The organism is Ornithinibacillus liuyingii, from assembly GCF_055550225.1.
This window is the reverse complement of the sequence record NZ_JBPWOS010000010.1, coordinates 143,200-156,462: the sequence shown is the minus strand read 5'-3', so window position 1 is coordinate 156,462 and position 13,263 is coordinate 143,200. Positions and strand designations below refer to the sequence as shown.

The following is a 13,263-nucleotide window of genomic DNA, read 5'->3' as shown; positions in this document are numbered from 1 at the left end:
CTTTCTTCACCTTTTTTGCCTCTTTAGTACACTTAAATTAACGCCCCTGTTTGTTTAAGTACATTTTAAACCAACAGTTATCCATAGTAATGATGAAAACACCAAACCATAAGGATCATACTCATGATTCCCCAAGCTGTGGTACTCACTATCCACCAAATTATTGATTTAGCTTTTGTTGAACTTCCCTCATCTTCCATATTTGCTTGTATAAAAGCGAGTTTTCTTTCCATACCTTTTTTCATAGAAGTTAGAGCAACAAATCCGCTTAAAATGAAACCAATAGTTATCCAGAGTAATAAGTTCACCTTTAAACCTCCTTATCTGAGGATTACTTTCCTTTCAATCTTCCTGATCCCATTCTCTTGCTTCGTTATTATTAGAGGATTTCATCACAACCTCTTATTATTTTAACACGGTTGTTAAACAGATCGATAATAATGTTAAAATACATATAGGATTCTGAATATTGAGTGCTAGGCCCTAGGGTGAAAAAGGTGATCATTAAACTGATTGCAAATCTTTGAATGGTGCTATTTATTTAACTCTTTTGAAACTTTATCTTGTGATAGACGTATAACTTTATTGTAACCGCTTAATATTGTTGGTAGGAGGTAAGGATACCGTTGAACTTATTATTAAAGGGATTGATTAGAGGTGTGATTCCATTTGTTTTATTGCTAATAATTTCTTTATGGAATAGGTTACAAGGGTCGGTTGAAGAATCAAATGCTTTCTTTTTCTATGGTGTAGTTGTTTTTTTCTTAGGTCTGACCAGTGTAATATATGAAATCAATCATTGGAAGTTTTCAAAACAAATACTTGCTCATTATGGTGCAATGTTGATTACGGTTTTTCCAACTCTACTACTTAGCGGTTTTTATTCTCTAAATTCTTTTGTGGATTTAGTAAAAGTATATTTAGAGTTTAACATCACGGGGATTGTCTTGTTTTTCTCAACTTATTTGATTTTTAAGCTGATTAGGAAGTTAAATCATGTAAAAGCAGAATGAGTTAGTTACGGAACGAACGAGTGAATTGACTTCAGAGGAGTATTACCATTTTTTCTAACGGATCAGTTTAGTTGAATAACTGTTGGAACAGCATTGGGGATAGCGTCTCTTAAAAAGAAGTACATATTGGGACATCTAGCGATAATGACGGAGGGGGAAGATAGTTGAAAAAATCGTTTAAAATCATTTTCCACCTTCTCCAGAGAGATATGGTAAATTAGCTATTGAAATTATAGATGAAAATGGATATTACGCTTATGATGAAAGATGGCAAGAGCAAAAAGAAAAAGCATTACGTGAGATCAAAAATATTACTAGCTACGAAGAAGCACATTCTATTATAGAGGAATCGGTAAAAGTGGGTGGTGGAAAGCATTCGTTCTTTTATGCAGACAAAGAAAATCATGATTCCATTCAGCAGGTAATGCCGGTAGTAGAGAGAAAGGGTGACATATTATCTATTAAGCTTCCTGGTATTGCTGACGGTGAAAAGTATGGGAAAGAGTATGCAGAAATTGTACTAAAGGGGTTAAAAGAAAATAGTGATGTAAAAGGTGTTATGATAGACTTACGGTCTAACAATGGTGGGAATATGGTTCCAATGATAACTGCTATATCACCACTATTACCTGATGGTGACATATTATAGTTTACTGACCGGAATGGAGATATACCCGTTATACTAAAGGATGGACAGGTATCTATCGGAGGCACTTTATTAGGGACTAAGCCAAGTATAGAACCATTTAAGATGGAAGTTCCTGTTGCAGTTTTAATGAGTACAATGACAGCAAGTTCTGGTGAAGCAACCTTAATGACGTTAATGGGATTAGAAAACGTTAAAACATTTGGTCAGCAAACGATTGGATTAGCTTCAGGAAATGCTGTGTATAATCTATATGACGATGCATGGATGGCACTAACGGTTACATACAACAAAACGATAAATGGTCAAATATTTGGAAATACACCCATCCCAGCTGATGTGAAAACAACATACATTGGCTCTGTGGAAGAGGCAACAAAGTGGTTAGAGGAGAGCTTTTAAATAGAATAATTAATTCCTTTGTTAAATATCTTGATAACAGTTCTATACTTTGATAACAAAACAATTAATTATTCTATCCTTTGCTACTACGGTTAGCAAAGGTTTTTTTATATCCTACAATTTTTCGGAGTTAATTGCTGAGGAAGAGCAGTTAAGTGCATAATTATGTTGAACATATATAATATTTTGCATAAATAAAAAAACAGATGTTTTACAGAAGAAGGATTCGCTAAAAATCACGAAATTGACGTCATCTTATTGCGCCACAAGGAATTTCTCTCAGTCGTTACTAAATTCGAGTTGCATGAATTATCTGAGATATCTAATCCATCTAATTGATAATTGTTATCAATTATGGTATATTAAGTAGTAACGATACAGATAATGGACTAAGGAGAATATATAATGCAAATATACTGGACTACTATTAATAAGATTATTGATGAAACGCCCGAGGTCAGAACGTACTTGCTTGACTGTCCGGAAGAATTTACATGGGAGGAAGGTTCCCATACCCACTTCGCATTGGAAGGCTTTAATGCCGGAGATAAACCAAACCGCGGCCTGATCCGTCATATGTCAATCTCCACTTTACCAAATGAAAATACAATCGGGATCACAACACGTATAAGAGAGCAGTGCTCTGAATTTAAAGCAGTTTTAAGAAATCATAAAGTCGGCGATAAGGTGGCAATATTTAAAACTCATTCGAATGTACCACTTAAAAGAGAAGGCAAAAATGTTTACCTGTTGTCATCAGGTGTCGGACTAGCAACCTTCAGACCGCTTGTACTTGATTATTTGGAACGTGCTGACAATGTTAATCAAATTCATTCCTTGAACATCGATTCATCAAAAGATTTCTTATTCACCAATATCTTTAAATCAGCACCTGACAAGAAGTTCACAGCACAGTTCGTCGATAATCGTAAAGACTACTATGAAGAAGTGAAAAATCTTGCTGAAGACAGGGATGGACTTTTCTATGTTGTCGGCAGTGACGAGTTCATCGTGCAGAATATTGAAGTATTGCGTGAGCATGGCATTAAGCCAGAACAGATTATGCTCGATAAGCATGAACAACAACGGTCTGAGTTATTATCAGTTGATCTATCCATTTAAGCAAAACGATTTTAGGTAAATATGATATAGATTCTATGGACGCTTTTCTTTAATGAGTAGGCGTCCTTTTTTATCTATAATTACGGTTTCTCTTTATACTATTGTGTTAGTCTTAACATACATATTACCTCGGATATTTTTATAAATATAGCACAAGAAATGTCAAAAGAAAGAAATGGATCATTCTTATAATGTTAATAGGAGTGAGATAAATGAATGAACATATACAACTTATGATTGATTGGATTGAAGATAATTTAACAAATAAATTCTCATTAGACGAGCTTGCTCATTATATGGGATATTCCCCTTATTATTGTTCTTTTAAATTTCACCAAGTAACAGGTATCAGTATTAGGCGCTATGTTCTTCTTAGAAGATTGTATTTATCAACGAAGGATTTGGCCAATAACAAAAGGATAATTGATATCGCCTTTGATTACGATTATTCATCACAAGAAGCTTATAGTAGAGCGTTTAAATCTGTTTTTGGTATCAATCCAAGGGAATATCAACTTCGCCAGCTACCTGTTCAATCGTTTTTCAAGCTCACTATTAATAACAAAGAGGAATGGTATAGAATGAATGTTTCTAGAAAAATAGAGGTTGAAAAGTTACAAAATGGGAATAAGGAGTTGTTTGACCAGGATGTACTTAATATATTGAATGGTCAGGTGATGTATGAAGAGTTTAACAATGAAAAACTAATGGGTGATTCCGATTATGTTCCATTCAATGAAGCAATGTGTGTAAATACGACTACTGAACAAGTTTTCGATAAGGAGTTTATCAAAACGCGAGCATTAGGACATCGTGTTTCAGTAGAGGATTATATCCAAAAAGTAATAGAGCCATTAGATAATCTCTTTCATAAAGAATATAAGTATATCGTTCTATGGTTTGGTGAGGATATGTTTTGTCAAATGAACCTGCTGACCATACTTGCCTATCTGGAGCAGTCCCAATATGACGGGAGAGTTTTCTTAAATAGCTTCAGAGAGGATGAATTTAAAGTAAGCCAGACAGAGCTTACATTAGGTAACTATTTTTCTGTATATAAGGAAGTGCTGATCAATCATAAAAGACCATCAATAGAACTACTTCCAGTAATGTTCCAGGCAATAGATATATATTTAGATATGCTAAAAGAGAATAATGCAGTAGTAAAGTATATTTCCCAAAATAAAGACCTACCAACATCAGAATTAGTCAATAGGTTACTTAGTCTGTTCCCAACTATAGGATATGGCGATTCCCAATATATAGATCTTATTAATAAAAATAGATAGTCCCGCTATCTATAAACCGTATTTGATGAAGTTCAACACTTTAATCAAATGCGGTTTCTAATTATTACCGTTTGTTGGAAAGTTACCAAGGGAAAGAATGTGTAAAACTTCAACAGTATTAAAGCATTATTATCATGATTACTCCTCCTATCATACTTCGTTATCTTATAAAGCTATCAGAGCATTATATTAGAATGAAAGAGACCAATCTAGCAGTGTGACGGGTTATGGCCTCTTTTTTGTCTGTCTATAAGTCAAATTTCTAATAGATAATATACTCCAAAATATCACTATGAAAGAAATCAACTATATTGATAATGTAGAATTAATAAATGATTGACTTTAATAAAGTTAAAGATTACATTTAATTATGTTAAAGTCAATCATTAAGTTCGATTTAGCATTTGTAATGGAGGTGTATAGTTAATGTCAATAGATGTAATCCCAGATTGGCTAGCATCCTTAGATGATGAAGATATTAGTTTTATAAAGAGGTTTATATTATCTTCAGGCTCACTTAAAGAAGTTGCAAGTTCTTATGGAGTAACGTATCCTACAGTAAGATTAAGGTTAGATCGATTAATTCAAAAAATCCAAGTAGCTGAAGACACTTCAAATGATCCATATGTTTCACTCATTAAGAGGTTAGCAATAAATGAAAAACTAGATTTTGATACGGCAAAAATATTAATAAATGAATATAAAAAAATAAGAACTGGAGTGTGAATGAACTGGAAGAGTTGGTTCTTTTACTGATTGGATTATTAATTATAGTTGGGATAATAGCACTTCAAATCTCCCTATCTAAGCAGGTGAATAAATGGCCTGGTTTAATATTACCAATCATTAGCCTATTTTTTTCCATGATTATTAGTTTTAATTTACTAAATCCTTCCATCATCGAAGTCATTATAACATTCTTAGTATCTAATATTCTGACAGCAATACTAATAGTTATATACTTTACTCATAGAGGAAAAATTATAAAGAAAAAACAAATAGACAAAATGAATATTCTAGATTTAGAGTGATTATGAATATTTATCCATGCTTTTGGAACCTACGAGTGGACGGTAAAAAGGCAGTTACTACACTACGTGTTTTAACTGCCTTTTAATCTATATTTGGATAAAATCACAGTTTATCTAATTGATGAGGTAGCTTCTTGATAGAAGATACGTCAATTAATTCCAGTACCAATACTGTGCACCGTATGGATATTCTATTCTACTATCTACGTGGGTGTAGGAACTTCCATTGTAAACGCCACTAAATCCGGATGACCTAGCTGCATTTCTAAGAGTGGTTAGGGAGACACCTGAAGCGCGAATATCAGCCGCAATTCCGTATGTGTGCTGGCTGTTTGATGAAGAACCAGGAATGCTATTGTTGTGGGAAATACTTCTGAAGCCGGAGTTAATTATAATCGGACGGTTTCCTATTTTAACGCGAACTGCTTCTAGTTTATACATCATTCTGCGAACATTTTCTCTAACCGTAGTGGAGGATACTCTTCCACCGTTAAAGACACTGCCGTCCTTGGAATAAAACTCACTATAATTAAAGTGTTTCGTTCCATTCGGACCTTCTAAATCGTTTAACTTTGCTTGGGTAGCAGGTCCAACAATACCATCAGCAGTTAATCCATAGGCTCTTTGGAAACGCATGACGGCAGCTCTTGTCGCAGGACCAAATTGACCATCGACAGCAATATATGTTTGGGTAGGGGAATCGGCAGCCCAGCCAGCTACTCTTATTTGTAATTCTCTTACATCGGATCCGCTGGAACCTTCTTGTAATGTACGGGTCCAGTTATAGGCAGAAGCCTCATCTGTACTGATAAAGGTCATGGCAAGTGTAATCATGAAAGCAAAACCAACAATACTAATAAACTGTTTAAAAGCGTTTTTCACATTACATACCTCCTAAGATTTAAATTGGTAGTTGCATCCCGAAAGGCTAATGGAACATTACAAAGCTTTTAATCCATATTTTCTATTCAATTGATAAGGCTCTTTTTCAATTAACACTTGTCCGGTTTGATTCCGTCTTTTAATCTGCTTAGGTCTTATGACTTTGAATAATAGAAGCTTTGCTAGAAATAGTGTTGAAATGAATCAAGACGCTTCAAACGGTTCTGAACAGAACAGAGCTTATGAAAGTTCGCCTTTAAACAAACACCCCCTCAAACTTTGGATTAAATCGTTTGAGTTATACGAATCTAGCTGTCTATAACTATACTAACATGGAAAGGAACAGTAAGATATTCGTCAAATGTTCTAAATATATGTAAGGACTTTCGTATGGTAGAAAAGGTAGGAGATAAACGAAGGAACTATAATAGAAATATAGTCATGCAGAAAGTGGTATATTGTTACTAGTTTTTAATTTCCTTACACCATTTGTAAGTGTTTTTGAGCTTTTGTACTGGATATAATGTGTATAACTCGATTCAGTCTATTATATTTCAGAAAAGGATAATAAAAAGGGAGAGTTATATATGGTTAAACAGGGGAAATTATTAGAGGTTCAAGACTTACAAAAGCGCTACGGGAAGAAAAACAATATAACTAAAGCTTTGAATGGTGTCAGCTTTGATATTCTTCCAGGGGAATTTTTAGGAATCATGGGTCCAAGCGGTTCTGGGAAAACTACATTGTTAAACTGTATTGCAACGATTATAAAACCAACCTCAGGACGTGTCCTTTTAAATGGGGAAAATATTAGTGCTTTTGATAGTAAGGATTTAGCCGAGTATCGTGGTAGTCGGATTGGATATCTATTTCAAGACTTCGAGTTACTAGATAATCTAACTGGAAAAGAAAATATCCTCTTACCACTATCTATACATGGGGTGGACTTTGGAAAAGCACGTGCAAAGTTAAATGAGCTAGCGAGCTTTTTAGAAATTACAGATATACTGGATAAATTCCCATCCCAAATGTCCGGGGGACAGAAGCAACGGGTAGCTGCAGCTCGGTGCTTGATAGCTGATCCGGATATCGTTCTGGCGGATGAACCAACAGGGGCTTTAGACACACGCTCTGCGAGAACATTAATGAATAAGTTAGAAGGGATAAATAAAAACAAGGAAAGAACGATTTTAATGGTTAGTCACGATCCAAATGCAGCTAGCTTTTGCTCCAGAATTCTGTTCATTCAAGATGGTGTGCTCTTTCATGAACTGCGTCGTAAACAAGATGAATCTCGAGAAGAATTTTATGATAGGATACTAAAGGTAATGGCTCAGCTTGGAGGGGGAAGTGCAAATGTTCTCTAGGTTGATTTTTCGTAATGCAAAACGAAGTCGTAAGGAGAATTTAATTTACTTTGCCACACTCGTAACCGCAATAGCTTCGTTTTATATTATTCTTTCCCTTGGTAGACAAGATGTTATTATATTTTTAAGGGAATTTGAAAGTGAGGCAATTGATAAACTGTTACAGTTAATGCCGATTGTCTATGGCTTTGCTTTGTTTTTATTATTCTTCTTAATTTTATTTGCTAATCGCTATCAATTAAATCGAAGAAGTAAAGAATTTGGCGTTTACCTCTTATTGGGAATGAGGAAGGAGCGCCTTGTTCTTCAGCTTTTAGCAGAAGGATTTATTACTTCTGTATTAGCACTTATTGGGGGGATATTAGTAGGCGGATTTTTGGCCGAAATAATTAGCTTGACGGTTTCTAAATTAGTTGGTCAGGGCATTATTGGCCATCAAATGAGCTTTTCCTTAAGTGCAGTGTTCTTTACCATTATAGGTTTTCTATTCATCCAGTTCATAGCATTGTTCATTCTTGGTGGAAGGTTATTTAATCAAGAGGTTCAACAATTGCTTAAGGGACAAATGGAAAAGAAACAAGATATGGGGCGTGTTAAAGGTAATATTCTTCATATATTGGTAGGGTCTGTATGCTTAGGAATTGCGTATTGGATTGTACTCTATCGTTTTGAGGAGCTCGGGGGTCTACTGTTGCTTGTGGCACTGATTCTCGGATGTGTAGGAACGGTATTTTTTATGAGGGGATTTGGCAGGCTCTTAGGGTTAATGGCAAGCTTATCTGAACGAAAGTCTACGAAAGGGTTGCGCACATTTACATTAAGGCAGTTTCAAGAAAATGTGGCTAATCGATCGGATTCTGTTGCGGTAACGTCAATCCTCATCACACTATCTATCATTTTATTAGCAAATGGTGCTTCCACTATTATAGGGTTTGATAGTACTTCTGTTAGAAGCTCCTCGTTATATGATTTTACTGTTAATGGGGATCATCATAAGGTAGAGGAATTCCTTCATTCTGATGCCATGTCGCCTTATGTAGAGCACTTAAATTTGCTAGAAATTGCTAAGCTTGATAATCAAGATGTGCACACGGAGAATGGTCAGCAGAAGACATTGGTGGATTGGTCTAAATTAAAAGAACAACTTATTATGTCTCTGCCAAGCGAGGAAAAGGAGCAATTTTTATCGGGGGAAATGCAAGGGTATACGATTAGTCGAGAAAACCCGGAGGCACTTAATCTGCTAGGTATCTTAGAGATCGATGCAACAACCCCTTATCTAATTCCAGAATCATCTTATAATCGGCTGTTACAAGCTATAGGAGAAGAGCCATTGAACCTTCATGCTGATGAAATGGCTCTATACTTCAATCCTGATCTTTTGTATATGGATGATTTGGGAAATATGTCTGTATTGGACACTATTCTAGAAAAAGCCTCCATAGAAGGGCAGACTTTAGTAAGCATTGGTGACCAACCAATTTCCATTCGAACTTCTGTCCCTATGAGAGGCTTAGTAGCAGATCGTTCGGTAGAAATTCATTCAGCGTTTATTGTCCCCAATCAAATGTTCGAGCAATTAGTGAATACAGAAACTTACAGGTCCTATTGGAACTTTCTTATCCCACAGAAGTTGCAAGAAGAACAAGGTTTAATGAAACCAATGATGGAAGCTAGGGATATATTAAAAACATCAGGCTTTGAATTTGAAAGTTATTTGGAAAATTATGGACGAAAACTCTTTTATGTTGTTTCAGGAAGCTACACCGAATTATACTTGGGCTTCTTATTTCTGATTATTGCTTGTACCGTATTAGCATTACAATTCTTAACACAAATAAGGCAGACTGGTCAACGTTACGTTACACTTTCCATGCTAGGTGCAAAGCGGGGACAAATGAAAGAAGCGATGTATAGGCAAGTACTGTACACCTTTTTATTGCCTATGTCTCTTGCGTGTATCAGTGCAGCGGTTGGAATCAAGGCAATGTTATCCTTCCATTATCTGTATATCGAAGAAAGTGCTATGCTATATCCGATGCTCCTTCTCTTTGCAAGTGTAGTAATCGTCATTGTTATTATATATGGAGCAGCAGTTGCTCGGTCAGCGGGTCATGAGATAGATAAATTACGATGGAAGTCGAATATGGATTAGTAATTTCACAATAGGGGGTGCTGAAATGGCGACAATTACAATTGTAGAAGATGATTCTTTTATGAGAGAAGAGCTAACGGATATTTTGCTAAAAGCGGGGTATAACGTAATCGCTATTTCAGACTTCCAGGATGTTGTTACTCCTATAGTAGCCAATCCCCCAGACTTAGTTTTATTAGATATCAATTTACCGGGCCTGTCTGGGTTTGATATATGTAGAAGTCTTAAATCAAAAGGTATTAGGCCCATATTAATTTTGACATCTAGAGATAAGCTGCAAGATGAATTACATGGCCTGCAACTAGGAGCAGATGATTATCTGACCAAACCATGTAATCGAGATAGATTGTTAGCACGCATTCAAAATCTATTAAGAAGGTTTGAGGGACAACCTGATTTACTAGAGGGTAGTAATTTTACTCTAGACCCTAATACATTTACCTTATATAAGGGAGATCAATCGCTGTTATTATCAGCTAATGAGGGGAAGATATTAAAAGCGCTAGTGCAACATAAATCCGAGATGGTATCAAAGTCAACATTGAGTGAACATCTATGGGGAACCAACCAATATATAGACGAAAATGCACTTCAAGTCAATATCACTCGATTGCGGAAAACATTGCGAAAGTTAGACCTAGATGACCAAATCGAAACCATAAGAGGTCAAGGGTACCGACTTAGGGGGTAAGGAGCATGAAATGGCTAAAACAAATCTATGATTGTTTTCAAGCTTATAAGCTTTGGTTTCTCATTTTACTAGTTACAAATGTATTCTTTATCTTTTTAGCCTGGTTAGCTTACCCAGAAACCTTTACGGTATTAGTAGGGCTCATGATTATGTTTACATTAGCAATGGTCGTCATATCGTTATTTTTTATAGTAAAAAAGCAACGGGAAATTGAAGCGGCATTTGAGAATTTTTTAGTAGAGGCAAATGAAACGAATGAAGAAATACTATGTCGAGTGTCTCCTAAGACCCATAGGTCGTTTATTCGTAGAATGGGAAGCGTCATGAGAGTAAATCAGATGAAATTAGATGAGCAAGTGACCGAGTTAGCTGATTATGAAAGCTATATAGAAGGCTGGGTGCACGAAATTAAAAAACCTCTTTCATTAATGACGTTGGTGTTAGATAACCGCCGAGACGGCATGTCTCCTCTAGTCAGACAGCGTATGGTTCATGTTCGAGATCAAATGCAAGGGGATGTAGAACGAATCTTGTACTTTGCAAGACTGAGATCAGCTCATAAAGATTACATATTTGAGCCTATAAACATAATCGCGTTTTGTAAACGGACAATGGAAGATCAGCAATCGTTATTAGATGAAGCTGGTTTTCACATACAGTTCATAGGGGAAGAGATGGAAGTCTTATCCGACAGAAAGGGTTTAGCATTTATACTTGAACAAGTAATTGCTAATAGTGCGAAATATATGTTACCAGATCAAGAAAGCCCCATGTTAAAATTCGAAACGGTTTATGATAAGGTAGGCGATCAAACTATTTTACATATTACGGATAATGGACCTGGTGTGTTTCAAGAGGATTTGCCATTTATTTTTGATAAAGGCTTTACTGGAAGAAAAGGCACGTATGCAAGAGAATCGACAGGTATGGGACTTTATTTAGTGCATAAGATGGCTAATGATTTAGCTATTCAGCTAGATGCGAAATCAGAGCCTGGTTCTGGACTTTCTATATCGCTATTCTTTCCACGTGTTAAAGCTTCATTGTCCAATAAAGTATGAGAATACCATCTTGTTTTTGGATGTGTTGCACACTAGTACTTGATAGTAGTAGTGAACTTCATTTAATCCTTGGTTTAGTTGTAAGGGACTATGCCAGGGATTTTTGTTTTTAGTATGTTATGTTCTAATAAATATAGTGAAAATCATGATGAATTTTATTAAAAAAAGTGAGAAAATTGTCGTATTTCTGTGGTATACTATTCCGTGCGTTTAGGTCTTTATAACTATTTATTGATTATACTTAGGAGGAAGAAAATTGAAGAACAACTTTATGAAAATTGTCCTCGTTTTTGGGATAATTATGTTCCTAGCGGCTTGCGGTTCTAAAGCGGAATTATCAGATTATGTAAAGGTTAATTTTAGTGGGTATGATACAATGGGAACCGCCACTTACGAGATAGATCAGGATAAATTAATAATGGATACATTTGAAGTATCAGATAATATTTTTGATCTTGATTTTGAGAAGTTAAATGAGATAGATGATATGTTATCTGCGTACAGTATTGAGTTAGATAAGGACAAGGATTTATCTAATGGTGAGCAAGTTGTTGTTAAACTATCGGTAGATGATTCTAAAACGGATAAACTAAAAACAAAAAGTGAGATTAAGGTAACTGTCTCAGGTCTTGAAGAGCCTAAAGAATTAAGTGATGAAGAAATTGAGAAGCATGTTGTTGTTAACTTCAACGGTGTTAGTGGAAGAGGGTCACTCATGATTGATACCACTTTCAGTGATGACTTAAGGGGGTTAACTTTCGAATCATCCCAAGATGGTGAAATAACAAATGGTGATACGGTTGTCGTTAGTTTAACAGAAGATTCTAGAGATTCTTTAGCAACTCTTGGCTATGTCCTTACAGGTAAAGGAGAGGCAAAATTCGAAGCATCCGGTTTAGATGTGGTAGCAGAGAAACCTTCGGATATTGCCAATTTAGATGATGTAGAACGATTTATTAGTGAAGGGATAAATAGGGAATATCAAGATTGGGGTTTTTACAAATATGAAATTATAGAGGGAAATACATACTATAGACAATTCTACAAGGAAGAAGAGTCAATTTCTTTTTGGGGAAATTCTTCTAGTGATGGTACATTAGTCAATATATATACTATTGAAGAATATGGTTCAGAGGGAGAATTAGTAGATACGTATACAGTAGTTTATGGGTTTACTGATATTATCTTGGATGAGAATAATAAGGCGAATGTTACAGAATTAAGGGAATATTCGAATAAATATGATGACACATACTCCTTAGAATCTGTTGAAAAACTTTTAGAGGGGTATGGATATCAAGTAGTCGAGTAGTAGTTAAAAGGTGAACAATGTAATAAGGTAATTGAAATTTACTTCGGTGTTTTTATTTACTAGCATGATTTTTCTGGACCTAAACTTTTTACCAGAGTCTCAAATTATTTTTGTTACAATGTCTTTTAAATCAAAAGACCTCTATGTGTTAACTTACCATATGGGGTCTTTTTATGTTAAATAGCTACGAAATATTTTTTATCTAAATAACTTCCTAAATAGAATCTTCATAATCATATTGCATTCGGATTTCTGAAGTGATAGAATAGTAAAAATTAAATAACAAATGCGA

11 protein-coding genes, 1 pseudogene and 1 other annotated feature (1 of these 13 only partly in view) are annotated in these 13,263 nt (G+C 35.2%); of the genes and pseudogenes, 10 read left to right on the top strand and 2 right to left on the bottom strand.

Annotated elements, in window-relative coordinates; translation table 11 throughout:
• Positions 1 to 77 precede the first annotated feature (77 nt).
• On the bottom strand, positions 78 to 308 hold the full coding sequence (locus ACSKT4_RS14640) for a hypothetical protein (protein ID WP_186869440.1): 231 nt from the start codon (positions 306 to 308) through the stop codon (positions 78 to 80).
• 318 nt (positions 309 to 626) lie between these two features.
• Here ACSKT4_RS14640 and ACSKT4_RS14635 point away from each other — a divergent pair, with 318 nt between their 5' ends.
• The 5 genes and pseudogenes from ACSKT4_RS14635 (at position 627) to ACSKT4_RS14615 (ending at position 5,198) form a co-directional block, all read left to right on the top strand.
• Positions 627 to 1,013 carry a DUF3021 family protein gene (locus tag ACSKT4_RS14635; RefSeq protein WP_186869441.1) on the top strand — a complete coding sequence of 129 codons (387 nt, stop codon included), beginning with the start codon at positions 627 to 629 and terminating at the stop codon, positions 1,011 to 1,013.
• A gap of 424 nt (positions 1,014 to 1,437) precedes the next feature.
• Positions 1,438 to 2,061, top strand: a pseudogene (locus tag ACSKT4_RS14630) (S41 family peptidase).
• Positions 2,062 to 2,466: 405 nt separating this feature from the next.
• A complete protein-coding gene (locus ACSKT4_RS14625) occupies positions 2,467 to 3,183 on the top strand; it encodes a dihydropteridine reductase (protein ID WP_186869444.1) in 717 nt (238 codons plus the stop codon).
• A 212-nt stretch (positions 3,184 to 3,395) separates the two neighbouring features.
• Positions 3,396 to 4,472 carry a helix-turn-helix domain-containing protein gene (locus ACSKT4_RS14620; RefSeq protein WP_186869445.1) on the top strand — a complete coding sequence of 359 codons (1,077 nt, stop codon included), beginning with the start codon at positions 3,396 to 3,398 and terminating at the stop codon, positions 4,470 to 4,472.
• 426 nt (positions 4,473 to 4,898) lie between these two features.
• Entirely contained in the window at positions 4,899 to 5,198 is a 300-nt protein-coding gene (locus ACSKT4_RS14615) for a DUF2089 family protein (protein WP_186869446.1), read from the top strand.
• A gap of 458 nt (positions 5,199 to 5,656) precedes the next feature.
• Here ACSKT4_RS14615 and ACSKT4_RS14610 read toward each other — a convergent pair whose 3' ends face one another.
• A complete protein-coding gene (locus ACSKT4_RS14610) occupies positions 5,657 to 6,385 on the bottom strand; it encodes a D-Ala-D-Ala carboxypeptidase family metallohydrolase (RefSeq protein WP_343221462.1) in 729 nt (242 codons plus the stop codon).
• 587 nt (positions 6,386 to 6,972) lie between these two features.
• On the opposite strand from ACSKT4_RS14610, the gene ACSKT4_RS14605 reads away from it, so the two are divergent.
• The 5 genes from ACSKT4_RS14605 to ACSKT4_RS14585 all read left to right on the top strand — a co-directional run bounded on the left by ACSKT4_RS14605 (position 6,973) and on the right by ACSKT4_RS14585 (position 12,971).
• On the top strand, positions 6,973 to 7,752 hold the full coding sequence (locus ACSKT4_RS14605; protein WP_186869447.1) for an ABC transporter ATP-binding protein: 780 nt from the start codon (positions 6,973 to 6,975) through the stop codon (positions 7,750 to 7,752).
• Positions 7,742 to 9,907, top strand: coding sequence for an ABC transporter permease (locus tag ACSKT4_RS14600; protein WP_186869448.1), 2,166 nt, complete (start codon positions 7,742 to 7,744; stop codon positions 9,905 to 9,907). The genes ACSKT4_RS14605 and ACSKT4_RS14600 overlap by 11 nt, the downstream gene beginning before the upstream one ends.
• A 25-nt stretch (positions 9,908 to 9,932) precedes the next feature.
• Positions 9,933 to 10,598 (top strand): response regulator transcription factor, encoded by a 666-nt coding sequence (locus ACSKT4_RS14595; protein ID WP_186869449.1) that lies wholly within the window; start codon positions 9,933 to 9,935, stop codon positions 10,596 to 10,598.
• A gap of 5 nt (positions 10,599 to 10,603) precedes the next feature.
• A complete protein-coding gene (locus ACSKT4_RS14590; protein ID WP_186869450.1) occupies positions 10,604 to 11,659 on the top strand; it encodes a sensor histidine kinase in 1,056 nt (351 codons plus the stop codon).
• Between the two features lie 256 nt (positions 11,660 to 11,915).
• On the top strand, positions 11,916 to 12,971 hold the full coding sequence (locus tag ACSKT4_RS14585; RefSeq protein WP_186869451.1) for a hypothetical protein: 1,056 nt from the start codon (positions 11,916 to 11,918) through the stop codon (positions 12,969 to 12,971).
• A gap of 282 nt (positions 12,972 to 13,253) precedes the next feature.
• Positions 13,254 to 13,263, top strand: a binding site (T-box leader); it runs 257 nt beyond the window's last position.